At 36.2% G+C, this 14770-nt stretch carries 11 protein-coding genes; 5 read left to right on the top strand and 6 right to left on the bottom strand.

Annotated elements, in window-relative coordinates; all coding sequences use genetic code 11:
* Nucleotides 1–140 precede the first annotated feature (140 nt).
* The 3 genes from pabB (at nt 141) to DLK05_RS13810 (ending at nt 4410) form a co-directional block, all read left to right on the top strand.
* On the top strand, nt 141–1454 hold the full coding sequence (gene pabB / locus DLK05_RS13820) for an aminodeoxychorismate synthase component I (protein ID WP_127344599.1): 1314 nt from the start codon (nt 141–143) through the stop codon (nt 1452–1454).
* Between the two features lie 58 nt (nt 1455–1512).
* Complete coding sequence (tilS, locus tag DLK05_RS13815) at nt 1513–2835, top strand: tRNA lysidine(34) synthetase TilS (protein ID WP_127344598.1); 1323 nt, start codon at nt 1513–1515, stop codon at nt 2833–2835.
* 489 nt (nt 2836–3324) lie between these two features.
* Entirely contained in the window at nt 3325–4410 is a 1086-nt protein-coding gene (locus tag DLK05_RS13810) for an alpha/beta hydrolase family protein (protein ID WP_127344597.1), read from the top strand.
* Nucleotides 4411–4482: 72 nt separating this feature from the next.
* On the opposite strand, the gene DLK05_RS13805 is transcribed toward DLK05_RS13810, so the two are convergent.
* From DLK05_RS13805 to DLK05_RS13790, 4 genes are all read right to left on the bottom strand, one after another.
* The gene (locus DLK05_RS13805; RefSeq protein ID WP_209319885.1) at nt 4483–6018 is read right to left on the bottom strand and encodes an acyl-CoA carboxylase subunit beta; all 1536 of its coding nucleotides are present in this window, start codon (nt 6016–6018) and stop codon (nt 4483–4485) included.
* Nucleotides 6019–6082: 64 nt separating this feature from the next.
* Nucleotides 6083–6592 carry a biotin/lipoyl-containing protein gene (locus tag DLK05_RS13800; protein WP_127344596.1) on the bottom strand — a complete coding sequence of 170 codons (510 nt, stop codon included), beginning with the start codon at nt 6590–6592 and terminating at the stop codon, nt 6083–6085.
* A 23-nt stretch (nt 6593–6615) separates the two neighbouring features.
* Nucleotides 6616–8139 (bottom strand): acetyl-CoA carboxylase biotin carboxylase subunit, encoded by a 1524-nt coding sequence (accC, locus tag DLK05_RS13795; RefSeq protein ID WP_127344595.1) that lies wholly within the window; start codon nt 8137–8139, stop codon nt 6616–6618.
* 457 nt (nt 8140–8596) lie between these two features.
* Nucleotides 8597–9913, bottom strand: coding sequence for an SO_0444 family Cu/Zn efflux transporter (locus tag DLK05_RS13790; RefSeq protein ID WP_127344594.1), 1317 nt, complete (start codon nt 9911–9913; stop codon nt 8597–8599).
* A gap of 231 nt (nt 9914–10144) precedes the next feature.
* Between DLK05_RS13790 and DLK05_RS13785 the strand changes: the two genes are divergently transcribed.
* The gene (locus DLK05_RS13785; RefSeq protein ID WP_127344593.1) at nt 10145–11317 is read left to right on the top strand and encodes a putative porin; all 1173 of its coding nucleotides are present in this window, start codon (nt 10145–10147) and stop codon (nt 11315–11317) included.
* A gap of 74 nt (nt 11318–11391) precedes the next feature.
* The gene (locus DLK05_RS13780) at nt 11392–11934 is read left to right on the top strand and encodes an FMN-binding protein (RefSeq protein WP_209319884.1); all 543 of its coding nucleotides are present in this window, start codon (nt 11392–11394) and stop codon (nt 11932–11934) included.
* Here DLK05_RS13780 and DLK05_RS13775 read toward each other — a convergent pair.
* Nucleotides 11931–12497 (bottom strand): manganese efflux pump MntP, encoded by a 567-nt coding sequence (locus DLK05_RS13775; RefSeq protein WP_127344591.1) that lies wholly within the window; start codon nt 12495–12497, stop codon nt 11931–11933. The genes DLK05_RS13780 and DLK05_RS13775 overlap by 4 nt on opposite strands.
* A gap of 111 nt (nt 12498–12608) precedes the next feature.
* Nucleotides 12609–14756, bottom strand: a complete 2148-nt coding sequence (locus DLK05_RS13770; RefSeq protein ID WP_127344590.1) for a tetratricopeptide repeat-containing sensor histidine kinase — start codon at nt 14754–14756, stop codon at nt 12609–12611.
* Nucleotides 14757–14770 lie beyond the last annotated feature (14 nt).

The raw sequence follows: 14770 nt of genomic DNA, 5'->3' as shown, positions 1-14770 counted from the left end.
ATATTTATTTAAAAATGATTTATCAGGAGTACTAAAAAAATAGGAATGCTTATTCTATTCTTTGAATGGGAGGGGCTTATTAAATTTACGAAATCTAAATCTATGGGTCAATTCTAAGCATCTTTTTCTAAATTTGCGGCATGCGAAAAAGCCTTACATTTCATCTATCCTATCCTATTCAATTTAAGGAGCAATTGCTTTTTTGGAGCAAGCGTTTTGAGTACGTGAGTATATTGGATAGTCACGAGGTGAATGCAAAGGCCAATTCCAAGGCAGAATACAATACTTATGAGTGGATTGCCGGTATTGATGCCTTGCAAATTGCACAGCCAAAGCAGAATTGTTTTGAGGCTTTGCAAGCAGCTATTTATCAGACAAAAGATTGGTGGTTTGGATATCTGGGCTACGATTTAAAGAATGAAATTGAGGTATTGCAATCCGATAACTTCGATGCTTTGGGTTTTCCTGCCATGCATTTCTTTCGTCCACGTTGGGTATTTCTCCTGGAAGCAGACAGTCTGACTGTTCATTTTTCTTCCGAAGAATTTTCGGAATCAGAAATTACAAATCTGGTAAATAGTATTCAGCAGCTTGAAGTAAGTAAGGAGCAAGCGATAAATGTTTCCGGTATCAAGAGTCGCATTAGTAAATCGCAATATTTACAATCAGTGCGAGATCTGAAAGCACATATCCGCAGAGGCGATATTTATGAGGTGAATTTCTGTCAGGAATATTATGCCGAAAAAACTAGTATTCAGCCACGGCAAACCTATCGGAAGCTGATGCAGGTGTCGCCAACTCCCTATTCTTGTTATTATCAGATGGGGGAGCACTTTTTGCTTTCGGCCAGTCCCGAACGATTTATCAAGAAAGTTGGAAGAAAAATTATTTCGCAGCCTATTAAAGGAACAGCAAAACGCGGAGTGGATGAGCAGGAGGACACGCTCATCAAAGAGAATTTGTTTGCCGATCCGAAGGAAAGAGCGGAAAATATCATGATTGTGGATTTGGTACGCAATGACCTATCGAAAACAGCAGCCAAAGGATCGGTGATGGTGGAGGAACTTTGCGGAATTTATACTTTTCCGCAGGTGCATCAAATGATTTCTACCGTAGTATCAGAATTAAAAGAGGGCGTGCAGGGAATAGAGGCAATTCGAGCGTGTTTCCCGATGGGCTCGATGACTGGAGCGCCAAAAGTTCGTGCCATGAAATTGATTGAGAAATACGAAAGCACAAAGCGGGGATTGTATTCCGGAGCGGTAGGTTATTTTACTCCCGATGGCAATTTTGATTTTAATGTGGTGATCCGAAGCATTCTCTATAATCAGAAAAATCAGTATTTATCTTTTATGGTTGGTGGTGCAATTACCATGCAATCCGATCCCGAAAAGGAGTATGAGGAATGCTTGCTAAAGGCAAAAGCCATCATGAAAGTTCTTAAAGATCATTAATGTTCTTATTTTTAAGGATTCGTAACTGATCCTTGTTTCACTGTTAATTTATTCTCCCATGCTGCGAAAAATAGTACGTTTTATCGAAGAAGAAAAGCTTTTTTATCGCGACGAGAAATTGTTGGTTGCGGTAAGTGGTGGTGTAGATTCTGTTGTTTTACTGCATCTTCTTAAAGAAATGGAAGTGGAATGTAGCATCGCGCACTGCAATTTTCATTTGAGAGGAGCAGAGTCGGATGGGGATTTTGAATTTGTAAAAGATTTGGCGGAGCAATATGAAATGGATTTCTATGCCAAAGATTTTGATACCAAAGCCTATGCAGAGGCGAATAAGATCTCGATAGAAATGGCTGCCCGCGATTTGCGTTACAACTGGTTTGCCGAACTTTGCGATGTTTTTCATTACCGGTATATTGCCGTAGGACATCATGCGGATGATGTGTTGGAAACGGTATTCATTAATCTTGCCCGTGGCACCGGGATTCATGGTTTAACGGGTATCAAACCTAAAAATGATAGGATTGTGCGTCCCTTGTTATCTTTCACGCGGGAGCAGATTTTGGGATATGCAAAGGAAAACCATTTGCAGTACCGAGAGGATTCTACCAATCAGGAAACCGATTATGTGCGCAACAAAATTCGCCATCAGGTAATGCCGGTATTACAGGAAATAAATCCAGGAATACGCCATACCATGACGGAAAATGTACAGCGCTTTCGGGAAGTGGAGCAAATTTATAATGCTGAAATTGAAAAGAACCGAAAGAATCTGGTGATTCAAAAGGAGGATTCATTACTGATTTCCATAGCCGGATTAAAAGATGTGAAGGCTCCGGTATCGCATTTGTACGAGATAATATCTCCCTTCGGATTTCACCAGAGGGATGTGAGAAATATTGTCGAATCTATTTATTCCATATCGGGGAAGCGATTTTATAGTGCTACGCATGAGATTTTGAGAGATCGCGAATATCTCATTCTTTCGGCTATCAAGGAGCAGGATGAGAAGGAATATTGGATGGAGGAAAGTGATGTAGAGGTAGATATTCCTGTACATTTTAAATGTTCCTTTCTGCAAAGGAATCCCGGATTTAAATTCTCTACTGATCCTATGATTGCTACTTTCGATGCCAACCTATTGCAATTTCCTTTAAAAATTAGAAAGTGGAAAGAAGGAGATACATTCCAACCCATTGGAATGAAAGGTAAGAAAAAGATCTCCGATTATTTTATCGATCAAAAATTTAGTCTTCAGGAAAAGGAGAATACCTGGTTGCTTCTATCGGGGAATCGGATTATATGGATTCCCGGACATCGTATGGATGATCGTTTTAAGATTACCGATGCCACCACAAAAATTTATCGTCTCGAATTGAGATAATGGAGAAGTCCCGGTGCACCTATTGTCAATGTAGTTTATTTCATCTGTTTTTCTTACCACAGAAGGAATATTGCGGTGCGCTGCACCTTAGAAACAATCGCGAATCATTAGTGCTATAAATATTTTGGTACGCTGTACCATTTAAAACAACCTCGTAGCAGAAGATTTTCCTTAACATGTATGATTTTCTGTGTAATTAAAGACATTTAGTAAGCAGAGGTGCAGCGCACCGATAATCTTTATAGCTGTCATTATTATTTTTTGATTTTAAGGTGCGGATGCACCGTAATATATTGGAGAGCTATATGGGTATTGTTATTTCATTGGTAGTAAAAACTAATTTTGATTGGATAACACTCCTTGTATTATTGAACAATACCCTAAAGGCAGAAGACTGAAGCCCGAATAAAGCTGACTACTCTGGCAGTAATTCCCATCAAATGTTTAAATTAGACTAATATTTTAAACAACACACTAAACAACTTAATTATGAATCTAGTAAAGCGAGGTGCAATATTCCTGTTGTTCCTCTTTCTCGCCGCACATGGTTTTGCCCAGTTGAGTACCGAACTGAAGGATGAAATCAAAGACTTAAAAAAGTACGATGAAAATTTGGATCACCGATTGGATCGTCTGCAAAAGATGGTAGATGACATCACATGGTTTCAACGCGTGGGCGATGTAGCCCATATCGACAAATTGTATATTTACGGACCACCAAAATGGAAGGAAAAAAATCCAACAGCCATAGGAGCTGGTAATCCTGTTAAATTCTGGACTTATGTCTTTGTTCCCAAAACGATCGATGTAAATAAAAAGTATCCGCTAATTGTATTGCCTCATGGAGGAGTGCATGGCGATTTTACAACTTATTACACCCACATTATTCGGGAATTAATGGCACAGGAATATATCGTGGTTGCAGCGGAATATCGTGGTAGTACTGGTTACGGTAAAGGGCATTACGAAAAAATTGATTATGGTGGATTGGAAACAGAAGATGTATATGCCAGCCGGAACTATATGATCGAAAATTATGATTTTGTTGACGAAACTCGTGTGGGAATCATGGGCTGGAGTCATGGTGGAATGATCACTTTATTCAATTTATTTGATCATCCTAAGGATTATCAGGTTGGATTTGCAGGGGTTCCTGTAAGCGATATTATTTCGAGAATGGGATATGAACCCCAAAGCTATCGTGATTTATATTCAGCCGATTATCACATTGGAAAAACAGCGCATGAGAATTTGGCGGAATACCGCAGAAGATCTCCAGCATGGAACACGAAAAGATTTCAAAATACACCATTACTAATTCACACCAATACAATTGATGCGGATGTAAACGTGTTAGAAGTAGAACATTTGATAAAATCGCTGAAAGCAGATGGTAAGAAATTCGAATACGAGATTTATCAAAACATACCGGGAGGTCATTCCTTTGATAGAATGGATACAAAAATAGCCAAAAAAATAAGAGTGAAGATTTATAAGTTTTTGGCAAAACAATTAAAACCAAATCATCCTATTACAAGCGTGAAAGAATTACAGAAAGCAGCTTATCGTTTTTAACGATAGAATAAAATAAACAAAAGCCGTCTCAAAATTATTTTTAGACGGCTTTTTTATTAACTGAAAATGTTTCTATAATGGAATGTTGCCATGCTTTTTAGGTGGGTTTTGTTCGCTCTTGTTGGCGCACATTTCCAAAGCCTGAACTAATTTTTTTCTAGTCATTTTTGGATGTATTACCTCATCGATATATCCCATTTCTGCTGCCTTATAAGGATGAGCAAATTTTTCCCGGTAATCTTCAATCGCTTCGGCTCTTTCCGATTCTGTTAGTCCTTTACTCATAATATTCACAGCTCCTTCGGCACCCATAACGGCAATTTCACCAGTAGGATAGGAGTAATTTACGTCTGCACCAATATGTTTGGAAGCCATCACATCATAAGCACCACCATAAGCCTTTCTGGTAATAAGTGTAATTTTTGGCACTGTAGCTTCAGCAAAAGCATAAAGGAGTTTTGCTCCGTGTTTGATGATTCCACCAAACTCCTGGGCTGTTCCTGGCAAAAATCCCGGAACATCCACAAAAGTGATTAACGGAATATTAAAGGCATCGCAAAAGCGTACAAAACGAGCCGCTTTTGTTGAACTGTTAATGTCTAAAACACCAGCCATATTTGCAGGATTATTTCCGACAATACCAACTGGTTTTCCACCTAGACGAGCGAATCCAATGGTGATATTTGGAGCGTACAGCGGCATCACTTCGAAAAAATTGTGATCATCAACAACTATTTCAATAATATCCTTAATGTCGTATGGCTTATTGGGATCGACAGGAACGATGGTTTGTAGCTTTTCATCTTCCCTGTTGATGTTATCGGTACATGGTTTTATTGGAGGATCTTCCATATTATTGGAAGGAAGAAAACTAACGAGTTCCCGAAGCATCATCATGGCCTGCTCGTCATTGTCAGCTGTAAAGTGAGCAACACCACTTTTAGAATTGTGAGTAAGCGCACCACCTAACTCTTCTTTGGTAACCTCTTCATGTGTAACAGTTTTTATTACGTCAGGTCCGGTTACGAACATATAGCTGGTGTCTTTAACCATCATGATAAAATCGGTGAGCGCAGGAGAATAAACAGCACCTCCGGCACAAGGACCCATAATAGCTGATATCTGTGGAATCACTCCAGAACCTCTAACGTTTTGGTAAAAGATATCGGCATAACCAGCTAAACTTTGTACTCCCTCCTGAATTCTTGCTCCTCCGGAATCATTTAATCCAATAATAGGGGCTCCCATTTTCATGGCAAGTTTGGTGATTTTAACAATTTTATCTGCATTAGCACGACTTAAAGAACCTCCGAAAACCGTAAAATCCTGTGCAAAAACATAAACCAGACGATTGTCTATTTTCCCGTATCCACAAACTACTCCGTCACCTGGAATTTTATTTTTTTCCATGCCAAAATCAGTAGAACGATGGGTAACCATCTTATCTACCTCTACAAAAGTTTCGGGATCTAATAAATCCTGAATTCTCTCGCGAGCGGTTTTTTTACCTGCAGCATGGTGTTTCTCAATTCTTGCTTGTCCGCCACCTTCTTCTGCAGCTTTATTTAATGTCTCAAAATTTTTGATCTTATCTTCTATAGTCAACATTTTATTCTAATATTTCTATGATCCAATCAAATCTGAATCTGTTATGTGTAGGATTTGAGTTAAATTAATCGATAAATACAAGTGGTTGATTGCCATCAATTGTGTCTTCTTCCTTCACAAAAATTTCTTTTACAACACCATCTTTCGAGGCTTTATATTCACTTTCCATTTTCATTGCTGAAACAATAATTACAGTATCTCCTTTTTTTACTTCTTCGCCTAAGTGAACTGGTATTTTCACCACTTTGCCGGGCATTGGTGAAGAAACAGTGCTTTCTGAAGCTTGCGAATCTCCATTATTTCTAGCTTGTAGGTACTTTGTTTCAGCATCTATAATTTCAGCTTCATAAGCGTGATAAAAAGTATTGACTGTATATTTCTTTGGACTTCCGTTTTCAATGAGTTCAACATTATAGGAACGACCTTTGTATACAACAGAATAGACTCCATTTTCAACCTGTTGCATGTCCAAATCATATTCATTGTCGTCGACCATGATCTTAATTTTGTCGCCATCTTCAGACAGAAGTTCGACTTTTGCGATTCGATCGTCTAATTTTAATTCAAGTGCCATCAGTATTCAATTTTTTGTGGATTTTAATTTTCGCTTGCTCTAAACATTCCTCTGCGGCGTCCAAATTCTTTCCATTTGCTTTGCATTTTGGAACATTTTTCGACTTGTACTTCCTTTAATTTACGATGGTAATCGATGAAGGCAGTGACGATAGCAAGATCCTCGAAATGATGTTTTGATGTGTCATTTGCATGCAGAAATTCTTCATTATTCTGAATGAAATGTGTGTTATAGGTTCCATTCCTAAAATCAGGGCAGTCCATGATCTTCTCGAGGAATGGGATAGAGGTTTTTACACCGGTGATTTTGTATTCATACAATGCTCTGCGCATTCTTTCAATCGCTTCGCCACGGGATTTTGCCCAAACAATCAGTTTAGAGATCATGGGATCGTAATGAATAGGAATCTCATATCCCTCATAAACATATCCATCTGTTCTAACTCCCAGTCCCATCGGTTCGGTAATGTGTGTTATCTTACCAGGACTTGGCATAAAATTATTGTTGGTGTCTTCGGCATAAATTCTACATTCGATTGCATGCCCAAACTGGAAAATATCCTCCTGCTTCATTTGTAACGCATGACCTTCTGCAATCAATATTTGTTGTTTTACAAGATCATATCCGGTTACTCTTTCCGTGATGGGATGTTCTACCTGTAATCTGGTATTCATCTCTAAAAAATAATAATTGTAGTCATCATCTACCAGAAATTCAATAGTTCCTGCTCCCTGATAGTTAACAGCTTTTGCCGCAGCAACTGCATGTGTTCCCATATTTTCGCGAAGCTCGGGAGTCATTAAAGGGGAAGGAGTTTCTTCCACAACTTTTTGATGCCTCCTTTGTACAGAACATTCCCTTTCGCACAAATGAATCACGTTGCCGTGTTGATCCCCAAGAATTTGAAATTCGATATGATGAGGAGAGGATATATATTTCTCCACATAAACATCGTCATTCCCAAAGGATGACATTGCTTCTGATTTTGCAGCTCTGAGACTACTTAATATATCCTTTTCTTTATCAACCATTCTCATGCCTTTCCCGCCACCACCGGCTGAGGCTTTAATCATGACAGGCAGGCCTATCTCATGAATAACTCTTAAAGCTGTTTCGTCGGAATCTAAATTTTCCTTTGTGCCAGGAACCACAGGAACACCACTATTCGTCATCGTTTGTCTTGCTGTGATTTTATCACCCATGGTAGAAATTACTTCCGGAGTGGGACCGATAAATATAATTCCTTCTTCCTGGCAACGTTTAGAGAATTCAGCATTTTCGCTCAGAAAACCATATCCGGGATGAATAGCATCGGCTTTGCTTTTTATTGCAACGTCTATTATTTTATCAATATTTAAATAGCTTTCGGATGAGTTTGCTGATCCAATGTGATAAGCTTGATCAGCATATCGAACATGCATTGAACTTCTATCGACATCGGAATATACTGCTACGGAAAGAATTCCTAATTCCCGGCAGGATCGCATCACACGCAGGGCTATTTCTCCTCGGTTTGCAACGAGGACTTTTGAAATCTTTTTGATCATATTTTGGTTAATCGTTTATAGGCTTCCAAAAGCCTGGTATTTAAAAGATTATTCTTTTTAGAGATGAAATGTTCTTCTTTTAAATCGAATGTTGTATAACATATGTATGTTGTAGAACATGTTAAAATTAATCAAAATTTTGAAGTTTCCAAGTAATAAGCTTGAAACGAGTAGGAATACTGAACACCAATTCAGAGTGTGATTTAGAGACCATATTTAACGAATATTCAGCAAGAATATGTCTGTATCTGAGTATGAAAATTAAAAGCAGATAAAAAGAGAAGAAATTTTTGAAGAGTTTAAAATATTATAAATAGGAAGAATTTTTCCGAAATGATAAAATTTACGGATAAAGTATAGGGCAAATTTTAAATAGAAACAGCAATAGACTCCCTTTTATTTCTTAGGGAATCTACTGCTGTTATAATAGAAGATTTTTTGGAATTATACGAGGTAATTATTCTGAAATTTCACCACCGTATTCAAATCCCAGACTTTCCAATTCTTTTTTTATTTGAGCCAGATCCAGGTCTGTACCTTGAATATGCAGATTCTTTTGCTCTAAATTAACCTCAGCCAGATTGATATTTTCTAAATTGCCAATATGCTTTTCTACGCTATTTTTACAATGATTACAAGTCATTCCATTTACAGTTACCCATATTTCATTCATTACTTTTTGTTTTGATTGGTGCATTAGATCTTTTTTACGGGAGAGATATTTTTGAATGTATCCATTTATTATTAGAAGAGAAAGGGATATGCTACTAGTCCACTGTATCCATAATGGTAATTGCCAATGTCCTTCATGAACGCTCATTGTGGTGTGTAAGCCACTCAAAGTAAACCATTCTCTGGGTAAGAAATTGTCTATTAATAAACCAAAAAATAAGGCTCCTGAGACTATTGAAAGTAAATAGGCTAGCGTAGATTTCTTTCCAAGTACTTTATTTAAAACAGTTATTGTTGCTGCATTTGTTGCTGGTCCAGCCATCAAAAAAACTAAGGCTGCACCTGGAGAAAGTCCCTTCATTAATAATATCGCAGCAACAGGTACAGATGAGGTTGCGCAAATATATAAAGGGATGGATGCAATAAGAATAACCAACATTCCAATAAAATCATTTCCGATAAAAGAGGAGAAAAAATCATCAGGAATGGATATTGAAATCACGGCAGCAAGCAATAATCCAATAATTAACCATTTAGAAATATCTTGCAGAAAATCTACAAATGCATATTTAAATAGAGTGTGAAGTTTGGACTGTTTCTTGGATTTATTGTCGCAACATCCGTCTGAGCATTCTGAACTATCAGATTTTTCTGCTGAATAAGTGGCTATTGGTGTGCTTATCTTTTTAGTGTCATCTAGTTTATTTGTGAGTAAACCTCCCAAAAATCCTGTAGCTAAAGCAATAAATGGACGAATAATAGCAAAAGGTAAACCCAATAGGGAGTAGGTTACTAAAATGGAGTCAACTCCAGTTTGTGGTGTAGAAATTAGAAAGGAAACAGAGGAGCCTTTAGTAGCACCACTCTTATAAAAGGAAATGCCTGTTGGGATGACACCGCAGGAACATAAGGGTAGTGGTACACCAATGAGAGATGCATAAAATACGGATTTCCCATTTTTTTGACCTAAGTATTTGTCAATAAAAGATTGGGGAAAGGCCACTTTTAAAATCCCAGCAAATAAAAAACCCAGCATTAGGTAAGGAGACATTTGGTTCAAAATATCCACAAAATCTATGATAAAATTATTGATATATTCCATGTTGTAATCTTCATTTAGAGGCGTAATTGATTGATCACCCCGATTATTTTATTGCATTCAAAATTATTAAAATATCTGCATGATTTGATGTTTAAATAGGACAGATTCCACTGTTCATCTAAAAATACCAACATTTAGGTATTTAGACTTATTTAGTCTTATTCTAATTTAGCACCCAATCTTAATGCGCAATATGCGATGTTTTATTGTTAAAACCTAAATGTAATAAAGATGAAGAAAGGATTACTATTTGTGAGTATGTGCTTGCTAATGCTTGGAGCAAAAGCGCAGGATGTAGAAGCACCCAAGAGTATTGGTTCAACGATTTTAGAGAAAGTAAAGGAAGAAAAACTGAGTATTGGAGGTTACGGGGAGATTCATTATAACCAGCAAATTAGTGGTAATACTCGTTACAATGGAGAGATGGATGTGCATAGAATGGTGTTGTTTTTGGGATATCAGTTCAATGATAAAACCTCTTTTGTAACTGAAATAGAGTACGAACATGTAAAGGAACTAGCTGTAGAACAAGCCTTTTTGAATTATAATATAAGACCCAATACAAGTTTAAGAGGGGGATTAATGCTTGTGCCAATGGGTATTGTGAATGAGTACCATGAACCAACTACATTCAATGGAGTGGAAAGACCTTCTGTAGATAAATATATTGTTCCTACAACGTGGAGAGAAATAGGTGTAGGTGTGAACGGTCGTTTGAATTCTATGCCATTAAGATATCAAATCTATGTGATGAATGGCTTTAATGGTTATGATGGAAGCGGAAAATTAAGAGGATCAGATGGATTTAGAAAAGGAAGACAAAAAGGGGCTGAATCTACATTTACCTCTCCATCGATATCTGGGAAAGTAGATTACTATGGCATTAAAGGTTTAAATTTTGGCTTATCTGGCTATATGGGGAAAACTCAATCTTCTGCATTCGATGGCTTAGATAAAAACGATGATATTGCCGAAACCATTGCTGATTCTACTCGTGTGGGAATTAGTATGATTGGAGCAGATTTTCGTTATAAAATGGATGCACTGCAACTTAGAGGACAGTATATTCATTCGTTTATCTCTGATGTGAAAGAATATAATGCTAAGACAGGAGCTGATTTGGGTAAAGAAATGATGGGATATTATCTGGAGGCAGGATATGATTTGTTGCACGGAAAGGAACAATCCTTGATCCCATTTATTCGCTACGAGAATTATAATACACATCAAAAAGTAGCAAGCGGTGAAGTTGCAAACAAAGCTTTCGATAGACAGGAATGGTTTTTTGGATTGAACTACCATTTGGCAAAAGGCGCTGTAGTAAAAGCGGACTACCAATCTACTAAGGATGGTAACAATCAAAAGAGACACTTTGTGAATTTTGGAGTGGGAGTTTGGTTTTAATTAAAAAATAGAACTGCAAGATAGAAATCCTCGGATAGCTATTTTGCAGTTTTTTAATATGAAAAGTGATGAAGATGATTTATTGTAGACGTTTCCTTTTAAGTTTTGTGCTGTGTTTTTCTATTACTGTAACTATAGCAAGTGATTATCCCAAAAGCATTCAGAAAAAAATTGATAAAGCACTGAAATCTGCATTTGATACCGATCAGGTAATAATGGAAGAGTTAGACATTTCTAACTTTGATTCCTTAAATAAGGAGAATGTGGTTAGAAATATCAAACTGAGCAAATTGAAATCAGGAAAAGATATTATTGGAGTAGCAGCCTTCGCAAGTTCCAAAGGTAAATTTGATTATTTCGATTATTTGGTTCTTTTTGATCAGGATTTACAAATCAGGAAGATTGCTGTTTTAATATATCGATCGACTTATGGTGGGGAGATCATGGCAAAATATTGGTTGAAACAATTTGAAGGGAAGAAGAATGGAGAGGGAATGGTATTTGAAAAAGATATTGATTCCATTTCTGGAGCAACCATATCAGGACCTTCTATAACCAAAGGAATACAAAAGCTAAGTGAGTTAATGTCAGAATTAAGAAAAAAAGGAGAAATCTAAGCCTGAAAAAAGAGATGTTCAATTAGAATTCTAAATCCAATAAGGATTAGAACGACACCACCAATAACTTCGAATTTTTTACTGGTTTTAGCGCCTATTTTTTTACCCATTAGCATACCCAACATAGATACAATAAAAGTGATGATGGTAATAATAATTGCAGGTTTCCAAATTAAGATGTTAACCATTGCCATACTAAACCCAATTATTAATGCATCAATACTGGTGGCAATCGAAATTCCCAATAGTACGCTTAATTTAAGAGGATTAAAGGCACAGTCTTGAGTCTTACCTGTCAAACTTTCATAGATCATTTTACTACCCAGACCAGCCAATAGTATAAAGGCAATCCAATGATCAAAGTCTTTAATTAAATCCTTCATTTGCCATCCACTAAACCAGCCTAATATGGGCATTCCACCTTGGAAAATGGCTAGAAAGAATGCAATTTTAACTGCCTGCAAGAATCGAATTTTTTTAATTGCCAATCCACTACATACCGAAGCAGCAAAAGAATCAACAGAGAGTCCGAGTGCTAAAAAAAGAAGGCTGATTAATTCCATATAGATCTATTTTGGTTCGCAAAGATAAAAGGGAATATCAATAGAAATAAAAAAAATGCTAGCTACCAAATGGGAAACCAGCAATTTAAATGTATTCTAAATACTCTATATTTAAGCCGTTTTAAGGGTGATTATAAATTTACTCCCCTTACTTAATTTACTTTCTACCCAAATATCACCTCCATTTTTTTCTGCAAATTCCTTGCATAAAATAAGACCCAATCCACTTCCAGTTTCATCATTAGTACCAGTGGTAGTATAATTACAATCTAATCTGAATAGTTTTTCCTGATTTTCTTTACTAATGCCAATGCCATTATCTTGAACGCTCAGTATAATAAAGTCATCTTCTATTGCAGTAGAAATATGAATTTCACCATTGGTATTCGTAAATTTTAAAGCGTTATTAATTAAATTGCGAACAATAGTATTTACCATATTTACATCTCCATATGCCATGGTTTTTGGTTCTAAATCAGAATCCAATTGAATTGATTTGTCGGTAGCTTTTAATTTGAATAGCGTAATATTGGATTGAACCACTTCATAAAGGTCAAATTGAGTAGGAGAAAATTCAATGCTACCTCTTTGGCTTTTAGCCCATTCTAGTAAATTTTCTAATAAAGTAAATAGACTGTGTGCAGCTTCATTTACCGAATTATTGTATTCCTCAATCATGCCTAAATCCTTCGTGCTTATTATTTCATCCTTAATCAGCTCGGAAAAACCAAGTATGGCATTAAACGGGGTTTTTAAATCATGAGCAATAATGGAGAAAAATTTATCCTTAGTGGCATTTGTAATTTCAAGTTGCTGATTTGATTCTTCCAGCATACCATTCACTTTATTAATTTGCTGGTTGGTTTTAACCTTTGATCGAAAAAGAATAAAGATTAGCACTAAAAATGTCAGTGCAATTAAAAAGAAGATAAAGACATAGTTTTTTAAGGTTTTCTCCTTGTTCAGTTTTTCTTGAGTAAGTTGGTTCTTTACTCTAAGGATTTCATTCTCTTTTTCCTTTTTTGTTGTTTCGAACTCTGTTTGTAATTGTGCAATACGATCGGAACGACTAATGTTTTGGAGACTATCTTTAAGGGAGTTGAATTGGTTAAAGGTGGTATAGGCCTTTTTGTAATTGTCGGATTTATAGTAATACTCAGATAGTTGCTTAAGCAAATCCCTGTACTTTCCTTTTAAGTTTAGTTTTTTACTTAAATCAATGCTTTCAATAAGGTAGTTGTGGGCTTTGGAATAGTTCCCTGTCTTAAGATAAATTTGAGATAGAGTTTCCAGATTATAAATAATTTCTGTTTTCAGATTTAAGTTTCGATTAATCGCTAATGCTTGATTCAAAAAATTTACCGATTTATCGATATTTCCTTGAGAAAAATAATTCTCTCCAATATTATTATAAGCTAGAGCAATTCCTTGATTATCCCCTAATTTTCTTTTGATATCCAGAGTTTTTTGAAAGTAGGATAATGCTTTTTCATATTTCTTGTCGTTCTGATAGAGGATGGCAATATTGTTATATATGGTTGCTGTAAAATCTATTCGATTCTCCTTTTTAGCCATTTCCAATACTTGCAAATAGGAGGATAATGCTTTTTCTGATTGTTTTTCATCGGCATAAATGTTCCCAATATTAGAGAGTAGAGTCATTTTTAAGTTGGAATCGTTCAACTCATCTGCAATATCATAGGCATTCAAATAGTTATTTAAAGCTCTTTCCAAGTCTCCTTTTTCCCATGATATAATACCTAAACCATTATAATTAATTGCCTTTGTAAATTTATCTCCAATTTTTTCGCTCCATTTAATAGACTTATTAAAGTAGTAAACAGAACTGTCGTATTGGTTGGTTGAAGAATAATAACTTCCTAATTGGTATAGAGTTTTACCTATTCCTGTAGAATCATGGTTCTGAGTGGCAATATGTAAGGCATTGTCAATGCTTTGTTTGGATCGAAAAAAATCTCCTGATTTTGAATAATTTCTTGCAAGTTCCAAATTCGAACGTACAATATCTTGCTTGTTACCGTGTATTTTAGAGCTTTCCAATGCTTTTTGAGCAAAGTAAACGGCACTATCCAGATTGATGTTTCTGTACTGCTTGGAAAGTTTTAAAAAGAGTTCCGTCTTAGCACTATCCGGAGTAACTTCAACTTGATCTCTTAAGTCGTTTAAAAAGGAGGTAGCGAAAAGTGATTCAGGAAATAGTAAAAGCAATAATAGGATTGATTTCAGGGAAAATCGCATGTTAATTTTAAGTC

The sequence above is a fragment of the Ancylomarina longa genome (assembly GCF_003996985.1).
Lineage (GTDB): Bacteria > Bacteroidota > Bacteroidia > Bacteroidales > Marinifilaceae > Ancylomarina_A > Ancylomarina_A longa.
The sequence above is the reverse complement of the archived record's forward strand: the minus strand, read 5'-3'. Positions and strand labels throughout refer to the sequence as shown.

What these genes read in the sequence shown, in the direction of transcription:
- DLK05_RS13800 (WP_127344596.1), bottom strand. Translation starts at nt 6,592, where the DNA reads ATGGCACTTGAATTAAAATTAGACGATCGAATCGCAAAAGTCGAACTT.
- DLK05_RS13785 (WP_127344593.1), top strand. Translation starts at nt 10,145, where the DNA reads ATGAAGAAAGGATTACTATTTGTGAGTATGTGCTTGCTAATGCTTGGA.
- DLK05_RS13805 (WP_209319885.1), bottom strand. Translation starts at nt 6,018, where the DNA reads ATGTTGACTATAGAAGATAAGATCAAAAATTTTGAGACATTAAATAAA.
- DLK05_RS13810 (WP_127344597.1), top strand. Translation starts at nt 3,325, where the DNA reads ATGAATCTAGTAAAGCGAGGTGCAATATTCCTGTTGTTCCTCTTTCTC.
- accC (WP_127344595.1), bottom strand. Translation starts at nt 8,139, where the DNA reads ATGATCAAAAAGATTTCAAAAGTCCTCGTTGCAAACCGAGGAGAAATA.
- DLK05_RS13775 (WP_127344591.1), bottom strand. Translation starts at nt 12,497, where the DNA reads ATGGAATTAATCAGCCTTCTTTTTTTAGCACTCGGACTCTCTGTTGAT.
- DLK05_RS13790 (WP_127344594.1), bottom strand. Translation starts at nt 9,913, where the DNA reads ATGGAATATATCAATAATTTTATCATAGATTTTGTGGATATTTTGAAC.
- DLK05_RS13770 (WP_127344590.1), bottom strand. Translation starts at nt 14,756, where the DNA reads ATGCGATTTTCCCTGAAATCAATCCTATTATTGCTTTTACTATTTCCT.
- tilS (WP_127344598.1), top strand. Translation starts at nt 1,513, where the DNA reads ATGCTGCGAAAAATAGTACGTTTTATCGAAGAAGAAAAGCTTTTTTAT.
- pabB (WP_127344599.1), top strand. Translation starts at nt 141, where the DNA reads ATGCGAAAAAGCCTTACATTTCATCTATCCTATCCTATTCAATTTAAG.
- DLK05_RS13780 (WP_209319884.1), top strand. Translation starts at nt 11,392, where the DNA reads ATGATTTATTGTAGACGTTTCCTTTTAAGTTTTGTGCTGTGTTTTTCT.